At 45.0% G+C, this 14,415-nt stretch carries 16 protein-coding genes; 8 read left to right on the top strand and 8 right to left on the bottom strand.

Annotated elements, in window-relative coordinates; translation table 11 throughout:
- Window positions 1–9: 9 nt before the first annotated feature.
- The 4 genes from PNUC_RS02460 to PNUC_RS02445 all read left to right on the top strand — a co-directional run bounded on the left by PNUC_RS02460 (window position 10) and on the right by PNUC_RS02445 (window position 4,958).
- Window positions 10–939 carry a 2-hydroxyacid dehydrogenase gene (locus PNUC_RS02460; protein ID WP_011902315.1) on the top strand — a complete coding sequence of 310 codons (930 nt, stop codon included), beginning with the start codon at window positions 10–12 and terminating at the stop codon, window positions 937–939.
- 12 nt (window positions 940–951) lie between these two features.
- Complete coding sequence (locus PNUC_RS02455) at window positions 952–1,878, top strand: dihydrodipicolinate synthase family protein (protein ID WP_011902314.1); 927 nt, start codon at window positions 952–954, stop codon at window positions 1,876–1,878.
- A gap of 27 nt (window positions 1,879–1,905) precedes the next feature.
- A complete protein-coding gene (locus tag PNUC_RS02450; RefSeq protein WP_011902313.1) occupies window positions 1,906–2,856 on the top strand; it encodes a TAXI family TRAP transporter solute-binding subunit in 951 nt (316 codons plus the stop codon).
- Window positions 2,857–2,945: 89 nt separating this feature from the next.
- The gene (locus PNUC_RS02445) at window positions 2,946–4,958 is read left to right on the top strand and encodes a TRAP transporter permease (RefSeq protein ID WP_011902312.1); all 2,013 of its coding nucleotides are present in this window, start codon (window positions 2,946–2,948) and stop codon (window positions 4,956–4,958) included.
- An 82-nt stretch (window positions 4,959–5,040) separates the two neighbouring features.
- Here the strand turns inward: PNUC_RS02445 and PNUC_RS02440 are convergent, their stop codons facing one another.
- Entirely contained in the window at window positions 5,041–6,174 is a 1,134-nt protein-coding gene (locus PNUC_RS02440) for a mandelate racemase/muconate lactonizing enzyme family protein (protein WP_011902311.1), read from the bottom strand.
- 108 nt (window positions 6,175–6,282) lie between these two features.
- On the opposite strand from PNUC_RS02440, the gene PNUC_RS02435 reads away from it, so the two are divergent.
- Together PNUC_RS02435 and PNUC_RS02430 are read left to right on the top strand one after the other, a co-directional pair.
- Window positions 6,283–7,215, top strand: a complete 933-nt coding sequence (locus PNUC_RS02435; protein ID WP_011902310.1) for a 3-hydroxyacyl-CoA dehydrogenase NAD-binding domain-containing protein — start codon at window positions 6,283–6,285, stop codon at window positions 7,213–7,215.
- A gap of 266 nt (window positions 7,216–7,481) precedes the next feature.
- On the top strand, window positions 7,482–8,702 hold the full coding sequence (locus PNUC_RS02430) for a M23 family metallopeptidase (RefSeq protein WP_223245943.1): 1,221 nt from the start codon (window positions 7,482–7,484) through the stop codon (window positions 8,700–8,702).
- Window positions 8,703–8,765: 63 nt separating this feature from the next.
- Here PNUC_RS02430 and PNUC_RS02425 read toward each other — a convergent pair whose 3' ends face one another.
- Entirely contained in the window at window positions 8,766–9,206 is a 441-nt protein-coding gene (locus PNUC_RS02425) for a universal stress protein (RefSeq protein WP_011902308.1), read from the bottom strand.
- Window positions 9,207–9,301: 95 nt separating this feature from the next.
- Here PNUC_RS02425 and PNUC_RS02420 point away from each other — a divergent pair, with 95 nt between their 5' ends.
- Entirely contained in the window at window positions 9,302–9,703 is a 402-nt protein-coding gene (locus tag PNUC_RS02420; RefSeq protein WP_011902307.1) for a DUF2177 family protein, read from the top strand.
- 93 nt (window positions 9,704–9,796) lie between these two features.
- On the opposite strand, the gene PNUC_RS02415 is transcribed toward PNUC_RS02420, so the two are convergent.
- The gene (locus PNUC_RS02415; protein WP_011902306.1) at window positions 9,797–10,516 is read right to left on the bottom strand and encodes a sulfite exporter TauE/SafE family protein; all 720 of its coding nucleotides are present in this window, start codon (window positions 10,514–10,516) and stop codon (window positions 9,797–9,799) included.
- Window positions 10,517–10,589: 73 nt separating this feature from the next.
- Here PNUC_RS02415 and fnr point away from each other — a divergent pair, with 73 nt between their 5' ends.
- On the top strand, window positions 10,590–11,360 hold the full coding sequence (fnr, locus tag PNUC_RS02410; protein WP_011902305.1) for a fumarate/nitrate reduction transcriptional regulator Fnr: 771 nt from the start codon (window positions 10,590–10,592) through the stop codon (window positions 11,358–11,360).
- Here the strand turns inward: fnr and PNUC_RS02405 are convergent.
- The 5 genes from PNUC_RS02405 to PNUC_RS02385 are packed head-to-tail and all read right to left on the bottom strand — an operon-like array spanning window position 11,357 to window position 14,411.
- Complete coding sequence (locus PNUC_RS02405; protein ID WP_011902304.1) at window positions 11,357–11,617, bottom strand: hypothetical protein; 261 nt, start codon at window positions 11,615–11,617, stop codon at window positions 11,357–11,359. The two genes, fnr and PNUC_RS02405, sit on opposite strands and share 4 nt — an antisense overlap.
- Window positions 11,614–11,817: a FixH family protein gene (locus PNUC_RS02400; protein ID WP_048812055.1), complete on the bottom strand. Its 204-nt coding sequence runs from the start codon at window positions 11,815–11,817 to the stop codon at window positions 11,614–11,616. The genes PNUC_RS02405 and PNUC_RS02400 overlap by 4 nt, the downstream gene beginning before the upstream one ends.
- A gap of 30 nt (window positions 11,818–11,847) precedes the next feature.
- Window positions 11,848–13,305, bottom strand: coding sequence for a cytochrome c oxidase accessory protein CcoG (ccoG, locus tag PNUC_RS02395; protein ID WP_011902302.1), 1,458 nt, complete (start codon window positions 13,303–13,305; stop codon window positions 11,848–11,850).
- A 3-nt stretch (window positions 13,306–13,308) separates the two neighbouring features.
- A complete protein-coding gene (gene ccoP / locus PNUC_RS02390; RefSeq protein WP_011902301.1) occupies window positions 13,309–14,247 on the bottom strand; it encodes a cytochrome-c oxidase, cbb3-type subunit III in 939 nt (312 codons plus the stop codon).
- Window positions 14,244–14,411 (bottom strand): cbb3-type cytochrome oxidase subunit 3, encoded by a 168-nt coding sequence (locus PNUC_RS02385; RefSeq protein ID WP_048812208.1) that lies wholly within the window; start codon window positions 14,409–14,411, stop codon window positions 14,244–14,246. The genes ccoP and PNUC_RS02385 overlap by 4 nt, the downstream gene beginning before the upstream one ends.
- Window positions 14,412–14,415 lie beyond the last annotated feature (4 nt).

Raw genomic sequence — 14,415 nt, 5'->3', positions numbered from 1 at the left:
GAGACAGACATGATCCCCGTCAATTCGGTGCTACAGGTCGGCCATTTCCCGGAAATTATGCAGGCAGAAATTGATCGCCGCTTAAGTCCTGTTCGTCATTTAAATCTTGATGCCCCAATTCCCTCGGGGAACTTTGAGGCTATTTTGATCCGCTCTAATACCAAGCTTCCACAATCCCTAATACAGCAAATCCCCAGTATTCGTCTGGTAGCGACCTGCGGCGTTGGGTATGACAATCTTCCACTGCCCTACCTCAAAGCAAACAATATTAAAGCAAGCAATACACCTGGCGTACTCAATGATGCTGTCTGCGAACTGGCTATTGGCATGATGCTTAGTCTCATGCGCCGCATTCCTGAATCTCAAGAGTATGTAAAAAGCTCCGCTTGGTCTAAGGCCCCTTTTAAATTAACGACAACCCTGGCTGGCAAACGCGTCGGCATTGCTGGAATGGGTCGCATAGGTCAAGACCTAGCGCAACGCTTAGAGCCGTTCAAAGTAAAAATCGCTTACACAGGCCCAAGTCCTAAAAAAGTTCCATATACCTATTACCAAAGCATTCAGGAACTTGCTAAAGCTAGCGATGTCCTTTTTCTTGCGTGCCCCGCCACGTCCAAAACAGAAAAATTGGTTAATGCAAAAGTATTAGATGCACTAGGGCCCTCTGGCTATTTGATTAATATCGCCCGTGGCAGCGTAGTCGATGAAGTCGCTCTTTTGGATGCACTGCAACATAACCAGATTGCTGGGGCAGCGCTCGATGTCTTTGATAATGAGCCTAACCCCAATTCAGCCTTTTTCAGCTTGAATAATGTTTTATTAACACCCCATATCGGCAGTGCTACCTCGGAAACACGGATAGCCATGACCAATTTAGCAGTAGATAATTTAGAAGCCTTCTTTACACAACAACCACTTCCCTCGGAAGTGAATAATTAAATCGGAGTCAGCATGACCATTTCTTTGCACCCTTCTACTTTGCCAGCGGTGTTATCACCAGTACTAACACCCTTCACGGCAGACGGAAGTCCTGATGCTGAAAAATTGCTGAAGCAATGCAAATGGTTAGAGGCCAATGGGGTAGGTCAAGCAATTTTTGGCACCAACTCAGAAGCCAACTCCATTTCAGCGCCGCAAAAGATGGCCGCCTTAACGAAGTTGATCGAGGGCGGATTAAACCCAGGACATCTGATGCCTGGTACTGGAGCAACCTCTATCGATGCCACTGTGAATATGACTCGTCATGCGCTAAATCATCAATGTGCTGGCGTTCTGATGCTTCCACCCTTCTATTACAAAGATGTTACTGATGATGGGCTCTTCGCTTATTTTTCAGAAGTCATTCAGAAGGTAGGTAGTGCTGCATTGCAGATTTATATCTACAACATTCCACCAGTTACCAAAATTAATTTAAGCCTTTCTCTTTTAGAGCGCCTTGCTAAAGAATATCCAAAAACTGTAGTGGGCATGAAAGATAGTTCCGGCGATTGGGCTTACACCGAATCTGTCATCAAATTATTGGCCCCATCTGGATTCCGCGTATATGCAGGCAGTGAAGTTTTCTTGATGCGCGCCCTACGTGCTGGCGGTGTTGGCTGCATCTCTGCTACCGCAAATGTCAATCCAAAAGCTATTGCAGATTTAGCTGCACACTGGAGAGAATCGAATGCAGATCAACGCCAAGCTGCTTTAGACCAAGTACGCGGAGTATTTTCAAAGTATCAAATGATTGCGGGTATGAAAACAGCGGTAGCCCATTTCAGCAAAGATCCAGAGTGGTTACGAGTTCGCCCACCACTGATGCAGTTAAGCGCAGATCAACAGGCTCAGTTACTGAGTGAGTTAGCAGCGATTCATTTCAGCATGCCTGGCCTGTAATAACCAAAAAATAAATTGGAGACATTCATGAAACTACTGAAGATCATCGCACTGTCATTAAGTCTCTTGTGGATTAGCGCTCATGCGCAAAATATTTCCATTGCCACTGGTGGTACTGGCGGCGTCTACTATCCAATGGGCGGTGGATTAGCTTCGGTTCTCTCAAGCAAAGTCCCTGGGATGTCCGCAACCGCAGAAGTAACAGGCGGTTCAGTAGACAACCTCAACTTGATTGGTACCGGCAAACCTTACGTAGGCTTTTCTATGGCAGATGCTGCCAAAGACGCCCAAATTGGTGAAGGCAAGTTTGTTAACAAAAAAGTGGATCTCCGTACCCTGGTAGTTCTATATCCAAACTTGATGCATGTGGTGACTGTTGACTCTACCGGCATCAAATCTATGAAAGACCTTAAAGGCAAACGCGTGAGTACAGGCGCACCTGGAAGTGCAACTGAAGTCATGGCCTTCCGCTTGTTAGAAGCTGCCGGCATGGATAAGGATAAAGATGTGAAACGCGAGCGTCTCAGCGTAGCGGAATCTGTAAATGCAATCAAAGACCGCAAGATTGATGCATTTTTCTGGGTAGGCGGTCTACCAACAGCCGCTGTGACTGATTTAGCAAACACGCCTGGTACCAAAATTGTGATGATTGATACGAACGAAGAAGTGACTGCCATGAATAAGAAGTATGGCAACCTCTACTTCACCGCAAATATTCCTAAGGCAACCTATAGTGGCATGGCCAAGGACAATAAAGTCGCTGCGGTTGCAAATATCTTAGTAGTTAATGCCAATATGCCAGATGATCAAGCATACAAAATTGTGAAGGCAATTTTTGATAACAAACTTGAGCTAGTTCGTACCCATCAAGAATTTATGAGTGTTAATCTCGATAATCAAAAACAAAAAGCCACCCCGATAGACTTTCATCCTGGTGCTTTAAAGTTCTTTAAAGAAAAGAATGCCAAAGTAAATTAAGCAGGAAAAAAGAGGGTGGGTCAACCCCCTTTTTTTCTGGTTTTATGTAGTAACAAAAAATAAATATAAATCAGTAGACAGGCGGAGACATGAATCAAAACGTCATTGACAACGAAACGCAAGAAAAATTAGAAGCCTTTATCAAGCAGGAGGAAGGAGACTCTAATGATTACAAAGGGCTCCTAGCAAAGTTCATCACTCTTGTCGCTGTAGGCATGTCTTTATTCCACCTCTATGCTGCATATTCAATCGTCCCAACCCAAGAGCTCAGGGTGATTCACGTTGCCCTAGTGCTGTTCTTAGTGTTTTTAAGTTTTCCTATTGCTGCACGCTTTAAAAATAGACTCATGTGGTGGGATGTGATTTTTGCGCTTATCTCCGTTTATGTTGCGTATTACATATTGAGTGGTGGCGATGATTTCATGGATAGAAACACCGCGCCAAATTCAACGGATGTTGTGATTGGAATTGGTTTAATCCTCCTCATTCTTGAAGGTGTCAGAAGAACAAATGGTTTGATACTGGTGAGCGTTACCGTCCTATTCTTGCTCTATGCTCTTTTTGGCAACTACTTACCTGCACCTTGGACACATAAAGGTTACGATTTAGATCGTTTAGTCGGTTATATGTATATGACCCTAGAGGGGATCTATGGCACAGCGGTTGATGTATCAGCAACCCTGATTATTCTTTTCACTATTTTTGGCGCCTTCTTACAGTTCACAGGCGCCGGAAAATTCTTCATCGACTTTTCATTTGCAGCTATGGGTGGGAAATCATCCGGAGTTGGCAGAACCATTGTGATGTCTTCGTTCTTGCTGGGAGGCCCATCTGGATCAGGTGTTGCTACGACGGTTACCGTAGGCTCAGTTGCGGCGCCAATGCTAGATAAAGTCGGTTACGAGAAGAATGCAGCGGGCGGCCTTTTGGCTGCGGGAGGATTGGGCGCCATCATTTCTCCTCCAGTGCTGGGTGCTGCCGCCTTCCTAATTGCTGATTTTTTAAAGATTTCGTATTTAGATGTATTGCTTATGGCAACCATTCCTACCATCCTTTTTTACCTAGGCTTATTTGTGATGGTGGAAATTGATGTACGCAAATACGGTATGAAGAACATTCATTTTGAATCTACCGAGAGTGCATGGCAATTAACTAAAAAATATTGGTTCCACTTCTTCTCATTAATCTCCATTGTGGTGTTCATGCTGATGGGCTTCTCGCCAGTTATGTCGGTATTTTGGGCAACGGTTGTATCAGCTCTATCCAGTATGTTGCGCGAAGATACGGCGATTATTCCTTGGACGTGGTTTAAAGGCAAAGAACCCATTCTGTCGGGCCTCTATAACTCCAACCTCACTAAGTCCCTGGCTGCAGGATCTACTGGGGTGTTAGCGATTGCTGCAACTTGCGCAGGTGCGGGCTTAATTGTTGGTACCGTTACGCTAACAGGTCTGGGCCTGAAATTTAGCTCTATTGTGATTCAATATGCTGGCGGCTCACTCTTGCTCACCACTATCTTTACAGCGCTGGTAGTTTGGGTGGTCGGGCTTGCGGTACCAGTCACTGCGTCTTACATCATTTGCGCTGTGATTGCTGCGCCAGCACTGATCAACTTAGGAGTGCCTGCATTTGCAGCACACATGTTCATTTTTTACTACGCTGTTCTATCTGAGGTCTCCCCTCCTACCGCACTTTCACCATTTGCAGCAGCGGCCATTTGTAAGGGCAACCCTTACAAAACAACTTTGCAAACCTGGAAATATGTCGCGCCCGCTATTTTGGTGCCCTTTATGTTTGTTCTGGATAAATCTGGAGTGAGCTTATTGTTAATGGGATCTACTGAAGCACTTGAGCAGGCAGACTGGATGCAAATTGCTTGGATTTCATTTACCGCAGTAGTGGGAATCATTTGTTTGGCAGGTGGTCTACAAGGTTGGTTTATTGAAAAAACCAAAATTTTTGAGCGCATCATCATGGTTGCTTCCGGGGTAGCTCTGGCATACCCCTCTACTGAGGCTGACTTAGTTGGATTTGTTGGCTTTGCTTTGGTTTTGGTTACTCAAACCATCACCCACTTCAAGCTCAATCCCCGATCCTCTTAATCGCTATCAAACAATAAAGCCCGCAATTGCGGGCTTTATTGTTTTGGACGACCTGAATCTTTATTAAGTAACTAGAGCTTCATTAAGAAATCTTTGTCCAAGCTGCTTTGCCAGCATATTGTTTAATAGCCGCCTCATCAAACTCAAACCCAAGTCCTGGCGTTTGATGCAAGATTAAGTCACCCTTCTTGAAGGTGAGTTGCTTATTTATCAATCTACGGAAATTAAGGACTTGATCATCCAGGAAGAATTCCACAAATCGCGCATTCGGAGTGGCCGCTACAAGCGGTGCGTGCAAATCATGCATCCAATGAGGACAAACCGTAATTCCTTTTGCATCAGCATAAGCAGAAATACGACGCCATTCAGTAATGCCCCCACAAACTGCAGCATCAGACTGTAATATGGCTACCCCACCCGCATCAATCAATTCTCTAAAGCGCCAACGCCCTGCTTCCATCTCACCGGTTGCGACATTGATGGTGGTTTGACGAGCAAGTGCCGCATGAAGATCTATCGCATCAGGAGAAAAGGGTTCTTCTATCCAATAGGGGTTGTAGGCCTCAAAGCGTCGGACATACTCTAGTGCGGTCGGTAGGTCTTTCCAAGCATTATTGGCATCCAGGGTCAACAAAATGTCTTCCCCAATGGCTTTACGAGCCGCCTTAACGCGCGCCTCCTCCTCGGATGGAGAAAGACGCCCCACCTTCATCTTGACTGCTTTAAATCCTTGCTTTACGTAGGACTCCATTTCCTTGCCCAACTTGGCCGGTGTTTTACCTTCTAGGTAATAGCCGCCACTTGCATAAGCAGGGACACGATCATCAACCACCGCTCCCAAGTAGTGATGCAGAGGCAACTTAGCAGAGCGTGCATTTAAATCCCATAAGGCTGTATCTAATATAGAGATGCCTCTCATCACTGCACCAGTGCGACCCTGCAAAATGGATTCGTTATACATTTCCATCCACAAACCTTCGCTTCGATGGCTATTTTGGCTAATCAGCTTAGGTGCGAGTAATTGTTCTACGGCAATCTTGGCGATATCTCCACCAGCACTACCAACATAGCAAAAGCCAATACCCTCATTGCCATCCTTAGCTCGAACTTTTACCAAGCAATAGTGACGCTCGGAGACGGTGCGTGTGGAAAATGAAGTAACCTTATCTAAAGGAACCGCTACGGAAGCAACCTGAACAGATTCAATAATAGGCACCTGAACTCCTTATGCAAAAAATGATTGTAGCGAGATTTTTCATTGGCTGTATGGGTGCAAATCGGGAATAATTCTTTGACCAAATCATTCAAAAATAGTAAATAAGCCATGAGTAAAGTAGTAGTCATCGGTACAGGAACAATGGGCATTGGCATCGCTGCGGGATTTTTAGCTTATGGCGCTAATACCATCCTTCTTGGACGTAATCCTGCCAAGACAACATCTTGCATCGAGGCTATCGAAAATTGTGCCGCCTCCATTAATCCTGCCTGGCCTCAACTTGGGGGTGCATTAAGTACCGGTAGCATTGCAGATTGGTCCGATTGGACGAATACTGATTTAGTCATTGAGAGTGTTTCCGAAAATCTGGGGTTAAAGCGCTTGATATTTTCAGACCTAGATCAACGTTTGCCTTCGCACATACCCATTGGTAGCAATACATCAGGCTTTCCTATTAGCGATATCACAGCTAGTCTACCTACTGCACATCGGATGTTTAACACCCATTACTTTATGCCTGCACATATCGTCCCACTGGTGGAAGTGGTGTTGGGCAAGACGTCTGATCCCGAGCTAGCAAAAACAGTCTGCCAGCTTTTTCAGGCTCACCATAAAAAACCCGTGCTTGTGAAAAAAGATATCCCAGGATTCTTAGCAAACCGAATTCAACACGCCTTGATGAGAGAGGTGTTATCGCTCGTAGATGAAGGTATTGCCACCCCCGATGATATTGATACGGCAGTTCGTTATAGCTTTGGATTTCGCTATGCTGCGGTTGGTCCAATGACCCAAAAAGAAATCTCAGGATGGGAAGGCATGGCTTTGGCTGCCGAATTGATCTACCCCTCCCTATCAAACATTACTGCACCACCTGCCTGTGTCACAAACTTAGTAAAAAGTGGCAAAACTGGCATTGCTAAGGGGGAAGGATTTAAACAATGGTCCCCTGAAGAGGCTGCAATACTCAAAAGCAACTACGAAGAACGCCTTAAGGCTGCTTTTGAGGTTCTTAAGGTTGCACCAGATAAAGAGGATCACTAATTTGCTGCGTCACAGCATGAATTTCGGTATGCATGCTCGCAATATTAGATAATTGCGGGGTGAACAAAAAAGCAACTAGCAGATCCCCGCTGACAACAAGGCTACTCATTGCGCTGGGGTGCGCACTACTGAGTCTCAGCCTTGGCCTCGCCTCATCAGCACAGGCCCAGTCAAGCCAAAAACGCAAGAAGGTTTTTATCCAGAACACCAAATCAGTTGGGTTTAAGGATAAGTCTGCCGCTGGAAGCGCAAAAGCTAGCAGTAGCATGAGCCTGAATCCAGAGCTATTCCAGCGCAAGAACCCTAATGAGCTGATTTTGGATAGCGAGGCCAATCTTGACTATCGCGTTGTTCAAGGCTGCTTACGCCGCAGCTTTAATGAGGACAACCTACCTGCCAGTATTGGTATAGATAATCGCCAGTTTGCAGAGTTCTTCAAAAATCAGACTAAAGGCTTTTTTGATCATATGCGTGGGGATTGCATTCCTTACGCAGCCGCTTTCACAACTCGGAATCGTTTTGACTCATTGAGCATCATGAATGGGCCATTCCAAGATAGCAAAACCGAGGTATGGACATTCACTCCTTCGGCGTTTGGTGGTTTCCTAGTTCAACAAGATTTCCTTAAAAATGAATCTAAGAACCTTACTGAAATTCGTGTACCCCTAAGAGAAGTTTTATATGACCCGCGTAAGCTAGGCGATAAATTGCCAGTGGAATTGGTTTGGGAATTAAATTCCATCATTAAGCAGATCTACCCTGAAGACAATAATTCGCTCGAGAACCCGAATAGTGTTGTGCGCTTAATCGTGGACTTTGGTGATCGCGAAAGATGGGCACAAATATGGTCAGCAGAAATTATTGACCCCAGCAGTAAAGAAGTCTTCGCGAGTGCTTTCTGGGTTGAACGTGCAGACTTACCAGGTGGATTTTTCACCGCCAGCGGCGAATCCTTAGAACGTACCTTCTGGACTAACCCACTCAGTTATCGTCGCATATCTCGTGGCGTTGGAATGGTGAAGGCCTCTTCCGGAAAACGCTCCAAGAGCAATGCACCGGTGGCTCAGGCTGCTCCCAACAAACAACGCTATCGCGCCCACATGGGTATTGATTATGCTGCCCCCATTGGCACTCCGGTATTTAGTGTTGCAAATGGCAAAGTAGTTCATATGGGCTTTAGTGGCGCTTTTGGCAACCTGATCGTCTTAGAGCACCCAGGGAACTATCACACCTACTATGCCCATCTAAGCAACTACAACCCTGAGCTTGAATTAGGCAATGAAGTCAGGCGTGGCTTAGAGATTGGCTATGTTGGGACCACCGGCAGATCCACAGGACCGCATTTGCATTTTGAGTTGAGAAAAGATGGTATCTATGTTGACCCCTACGGCTCACGAACCCAACTCGATTTATGGTCAATGCGTGATAATGAAAGCGGACAACTCACACGAGAAATTCTGTTGCTAGGAAGTCCGATTAATCGCTAATCACTTATACAGCGTAGGTAATAAAAAAGGGTCCATTGGACCCTTTTTTTAAGCGAAGCAAACTTATCCCAGCACAAGCACTGGCAACTTGGAGTGCACAATCACTTCATGGGTTTCGCTACCTAAAAGAATACCTTTAAGACCCGTACGTTTATGTGAAGCCATCACGATGACATCTGCTTTAGCTTTCTTGGCGCCATCCAAAATGCCTTCTGCTAAGTTGGCGTTACCAATATGTAAAGCCTTCGCTTTAATGGCTACCCCTAAAGCAGTATTGGCTTTCTTAAAGACATCTTTTGCATAGGCCTCACAAGCGCTTTTATGTTCTTTTGCAGAGATGCCGTAACCCATCGTGCTATCGGAATACACCATTGGAGGCATTGGATCAGAAACATAGACCAAAGTCACTGCAGCGCCATCAGCTTTAGCAAGCTCTGCCACCTTTTTCAGTGATTTTTTGCTGACATCTGAGCCATCCACTGGCACCAATAAATGTTTAAACATATTTGTCTCCTCTAAATTGATCTACTAATCTACTAATCTACTCTATCCATCATAATGCTTATTATTAGTCTATAAAAGTGCGAAGGGTAACTTAATTGCTCAAATATATTGGTATCTATCTCTCTTTTTTAATCAGCCTAGTTACGATCGATTTGGTTTGGCTTTTAGGTATCGCAAAAGCCCTTTATCGCGATGAAATGGGCGATCTCATGGCTACTGAACCCAAACTCATTGCCGGCCTTGGTTTTTACCTGTTCTACGCTCTTGGTGCCTGCATCTTTGTGATTGCCCCAGCCCTTGCCAAACAATCATGGATTCAAGCTATGCAATACGGGGCCCTCTTTGGCTTCTTCTGCTACATGACTTATGACTTAACTAATTTAGCCATCATCCGAGATTTTCCAACGCGCCTTGCTTTTATTGATATTGCCTGGGGTAGTCTGGTAACAGCTGTGGGCGCAGGTATTGCCTATTGGGTAGGCGAGCGACTTTCCTAGATCGAATCCAAGCCGATCAGTCATCACGATGTTTTTTCATCCTCAAATTCTTGATTCATTCAAGAGCTATCACCGTCGCCTTTTTACTAAAGACTAAGAGAGGCAAAAGCCTCCCTTTAATAATGCTTCAGGCAATACCCAAGCACGATATAAACCAAATCCCCCGGCAATAAAAAGCAAGCAGGCAGCAAAATAACGAACCCAAATATATTGTCCAAACTGAGTGAGCACTGCTGAGAATTTAGAGATCAATAACAAATTAGGAAGAGTGCCCAAGCCAAAGGCCAACATGAAGACTGCGCCAGTGAATACATCGCCCGATAAAAAAGCTAAAGGCAACACGCTATAAACCAATCCACAAGGAACCAAGCCCCAAAGCATTCCACTAAACCAACGTGAGGGGCCGCTTGCAAAACGACCGATATATTTAGCCCAATAAGTAGCAATTTTTGCGTTAAGCCACTTCGCACCCACCAAGCTTCTGGATTTACCCACGCTCAGTAAACGAATGCCCATCAAAATCAATATCAGAGCAGCCAAAGCAAATAGCGGTCTTTGCACTGGAATCAGGCTCTGCCGCCATACCTCTACCCCAACCCAAGCCGCTAGTGCCCCCAGAAGAACATAAGTCGTGATGCGCCCTAAATGCATGATGAGTTGAAGATAAAAAAGCTCGGATTTGGAGCGCAAAGGGGTCTCCGAGGCTATTGGACGCTCAATTGCTGCTGCAATGCCTCCACACATGAGCGCGCAATGCCAGCCGCTCACTAGGGCACCCAGAAAAATGGCTAAAACTAAGCTGCTAGTGAGCATTTTTCAGGGTAAATGGGGTATGAATTTCGTTCGTCATCCTAGTAGAATAAACTGTCTGCATTAACAGTCCAATATGAATTACAAGCCCACCGACACCCCCACCAGCAAATGCTCAGTCTGCGTTCTTGGGCAGTTCTGTCTTCCGGTTGGCCTGAGCGCTACTGACGTCACTAAAATTGATTCTCTAGTCAAAGAGCGTGTGCACTTGCAAAAGGGTGAGAGCCTCTATCGACATGGCGACCCTCTTTCATCCGTGTACAGCGTTCGTTTTGGAACCCTCAAAACAGAGTTCTGCCTACAAGATGGCCGTCAACAAGTGATTGGCTTTCATCTTCCCGGTGAAATTTTAGGTTTGGATGGTATTGGCGATGGCCATTATCAATCAGATGCAATTGCTTTAGAAGAAAGCGAAGTCTGCATTATTCGCTATGAAGCCTTTGAAGATTTAGCCAGACAGATTCCAGTGTTACAAAATCAATTTCATAAGATTATGAGTCGTGAGCTCACTCAAGACCAACGCCACTTACTCTCATTAGGCACAATGCGTGCTGAAGAGAGACTTGCTGCATTTTTACTGAGTCTTTCACAGCGCTTAGCGGCACGGGGTTATCTCAATAATGAATTTGATTTGCGGATGAGCCGAGTAGAGATTGGAAGCTATTTAGGTATGCAGATTGAAACTGTGAGCCGCATGCTTTCTCGTTTTGCAGAATCAGGTTTGATTCAAATTAAGCAACGACATATCAAACTGATTGATATGGATGGCTTGTATGAGTTGGCTGGCGTCCCCAACCCCGATAGGGCCACCTGTGTAAGCGCAGAGATACCAGTAAAACAGGCTTAAATTAGGCCGCGATCGATTTCTTTTGAATCCGGTGATTCAATACCCGGCAAGATGTAGGCTGTTAAGGCGCTAGAGACGGCGCAAAAAGTCCAAATCAGAAAAAAGCCAATGGTATAAATACCCTCATCAGAAATATCGGGATGATGGCCAAAAAATAAGAGGTCCTCTGGCTGTATAACTGTAAATAGCAAGCCTTCGGCCATACCAGCCACTAAAAATGAAGGCCATAAAATCCAAATCAGCAGGCGGTACTTCATTTGCTGGCCTGCGAGTCTTTAATTTGTTCGACTTTCAAACCCTGTTTTACTACGCCATCACGTAATGATTTATCAGCATACAGATTTACTGCTAACCAAATCGTAATTGCGCAACCAATTACAGCTACGGCTGGGCCACTAATTAACAGCCAAGGCCATAATTGTTTCCACCATGGTTTATTGATTTCTTGTTCAGTCATATGCGTGCTCTCCATTGATTGCTGACTAGCTTAACGAGGAATAATAAAACTAGATTTCTCATCGCGCTTTCTCGTTACAGACTCATTGCCCGTAAGTTCCTGCGCAGTCACATCAAAATAAATGGGGTAATTCCCTGGTTCATTAACGCCAATTGCAGTACTGACTTTCACTGGCATCAACTGATTGCTAGCAGGGCCAACATTCACTTCGGTAACTTCTTGTCCCTGTGAATTCAAGATCTTTAGGCCGTCTAATCCAGTAGCCTTCATTTGGACTTTCATGGCATGCTCAGACGCATTCATAATCTGAATACGGTAGATATTCTCAATCCGAACGCCATCGACTTCACGTGCTAAGGCACCTCGGTCACGCATCACATCTACTCGCAATGGATTACGGGTGACTAATGACACTAAAAAGGCTGAGGCGAGCACAGTGATGAATGCTATGTAGATCAAGACTCGGGGTCGGAGGATATGCCGAATTGCACTTTGATTAGATTCTTTGTCCTCAATGGCGCGTTCAGTGGTGTAGCGAATCAATCCTTTTGGATAATCCACTTTTTCCATGACTTGATTACATGCATCGATACATGCACCGCAGCCAATGCACATATATTGCAAGCCATCGCGAATATCAATACCTGTTGGGCACACCTGAACACAAATGCTGCAATCAACACAATCACCTAATCCCAGAGAACTCTGGTCTGCCGATTTACTACGACTACCTCTAGGTTCTCCACGCACTTTGTCATAAGTCACTAAGAAGGTATCTTTATCGACCATCACACTTTGGAAGCGTGCATAAGGGCACATATATTTACAAACCTGCTCACGCATAAATCCTGCATTACCCCAGGTAGCGAAGGAGTAAAAACATAACCAGAATGTCTGCCAAGGGCCCAAGGACAAATGGAGAACCGCAGCACCAAGAGTTTCAATTGGTGTGAAATATCCAATAAATGTAAAGCCCGTCCAGAAAGCTATCAACAGCCATAAGAAATGCTTAGTAATCTTCAATCGCCACTTTTTAAATCCCCATGGCCACTCCTCACCATCCAAACGAATACGTGCAAATCGATCACCCTCAACCTTGCGCTCGATCCACATGAAGATTTCGGTATAGACCGTTTGTGGGCATGCATAACCGCAAAATAATCGCCCAGCTACGGCGGTAAATAGAAATAAAGCTAAGGCGGAGAGAATTAGTAAGAGCGTGAGGTAAATCACGTCTTGCGGCCATAGTACTAAGCCAAAAATATAAAACTTACGCTGAATTAAATCGAACAGAACGGCTTGACGGCCATTCCAACTAACCCAAGGCAAACCGTAAAAGAGAAGTTGGGTTGCGAATACGAGAATCAAGCGCCACCGAGCAAAAAGCCCAGATACAGAGCGCGGATAAATCTTTCGCCGGACCTCGTAAAGAGACTCCTCAATTACTTCTATCGGAATAGGTTTCCCAACCGGCGAATTATCTGACACTAATTACTTTGTATCTGCTGAAGTATTTGCTGGCTGTTTATTGTTTGATAAACCCCATACATATGCAGTTAATAACTGAATCTTCTCAGGGCTTAATACTTTATCTTGAGCAGGCATCATTGCCATACGACCCTTAGTGACTGTTTCAACAATGGTCGCTTCAGAGCTACCGTACAACCAAGTTTTATCTGTCAGGTTTGGTGCGCCTATAGCAATATTGCCTTTGCCATCGGGGCCATGACAAGCGACGCAGTTAGCCTTAAACACTTCGGCTCCACGAGCTGCCTTCAAATCATCGGCTGGTAAACCAGATAAAGAACGTACATAGTTGGCAACGTCAACAATTTGTTTGCTATCCAATTGTGGAAATGGAGGCATTACACCACCACGACCATTAGTAATGCTTGCTTTGATATTTTCTGGAGAACCGCCATAGAGCCAGTCGCCATCAGTCAAATTAGGGAAGCCTTTAGCACCACCCGCATCTGAACCATGGCACTGTGCACAAGAATTCAAGAAAAGACGTTGACCCATCTCACGAGCCTGAGGATCAGCAGCAATTTGCTCAATATCCATCTTCACATATTTAGCGTAGACCGGCTTCAAATCGTCGTTAGCGGTAGTCATGGATTTCATCAAAGCACCATCAGTGCTGTAACCCAAGATTCCAGGGAAAGAGCCTAAGCCTGGATACAACACGAGGTAGACTAAGGCAAAAATACAAGAGATCAAGAACATCCACATCCACCACCGTGGCAATGGATTATTTAATTCACGTAAATCGCCATCCCAAACATGACCAGTATCAGCGACCTGGCCATCTGGCTTCAGCGTAACTTTAGTCTTTCGTTGAGAAAACAATAACCATATGCACCAAAAAATACCGACTAATGTTACTAAGGCGATATAGGTGCTCCAACCGGCGCCAAGAAAGTCACTCATGATTTGTCCTTGATAAATTCATCTGGAAGATCGAACGGAAGTTCGGCAGACTCTTGATTGGCAGCCTGTCTTTTTGAAGACCAAGCCCACCAAACAATGCCAATAAAAACGATTAAGCCAATGACTGTAGAAATGGCTGAGAGGTAAGGTGCAATATTTTGCATAAGA

The organism is Polynucleobacter asymbioticus QLW-P1DMWA-1, assembly GCF_000016345.1.
GTDB classification, from domain to species: Bacteria; Pseudomonadota; Gammaproteobacteria; order Burkholderiales; family Burkholderiaceae; genus Polynucleobacter; species Polynucleobacter asymbioticus.
This window is presented reverse-complemented; position numbering and strand designations above follow the sequence as displayed.

Excerpts from the sequence above, each read along its gene's own strand:
- PNUC_RS02445 (WP_011902312.1), top strand. The coding sequence starts at position 2,946 with ATGAATCAAAACGTCATTGACAACGAAACGCAAGAAAAATTAGAAGCC.
- PNUC_RS02425 (WP_011902308.1), bottom strand. The coding sequence starts at position 9,206 with ATGTTTAAACATTTATTGGTGCCAGTGGATGGCTCAGATGTCAGCAAA.
- PNUC_RS02455 (WP_011902314.1), top strand. The coding sequence starts at position 952 with ATGACCATTTCTTTGCACCCTTCTACTTTGCCAGCGGTGTTATCACCA.
- PNUC_RS02460 (WP_011902315.1), top strand. The coding sequence starts at position 10 with ATGATCCCCGTCAATTCGGTGCTACAGGTCGGCCATTTCCCGGAAATT.
- PNUC_RS02430 (WP_223245943.1), top strand. The coding sequence starts at position 7,482 with ATGAGCCTGAATCCAGAGCTATTCCAGCGCAAGAACCCTAATGAGCTG.
- PNUC_RS02415 (WP_011902306.1), bottom strand. The coding sequence starts at position 10,516 with ATGCTCACTAGCAGCTTAGTTTTAGCCATTTTTCTGGGTGCCCTAGTG.
- PNUC_RS02400 (WP_048812055.1), bottom strand. The coding sequence starts at position 11,817 with ATGACTGAACAAGAAATCAATAAACCATGGTGGAAACAATTATGGCCT.
- PNUC_RS02405 (WP_011902304.1), bottom strand. The coding sequence starts at position 11,617 with ATGAAGTACCGCCTGCTGATTTGGATTTTATGGCCTTCATTTTTAGTG.
- ccoP (WP_011902301.1), bottom strand. The coding sequence starts at position 14,247 with ATGAGTGACTTTCTTGGCGCCGGTTGGAGCACCTATATCGCCTTAGTA.
- PNUC_RS02435 (WP_011902310.1), top strand. The coding sequence starts at position 6,283 with ATGAGTAAAGTAGTAGTCATCGGTACAGGAACAATGGGCATTGGCATC.
- PNUC_RS02385 (WP_048812208.1), bottom strand. The coding sequence starts at position 14,411 with ATGCAAAATATTGCACCTTACCTCTCAGCCATTTCTACAGTCATTGGC.
- PNUC_RS02450 (WP_011902313.1), top strand. The coding sequence starts at position 1,906 with ATGAAACTACTGAAGATCATCGCACTGTCATTAAGTCTCTTGTGGATT.
- fnr (WP_011902305.1), top strand. The coding sequence starts at position 10,590 with ATGAATTACAAGCCCACCGACACCCCCACCAGCAAATGCTCAGTCTGC.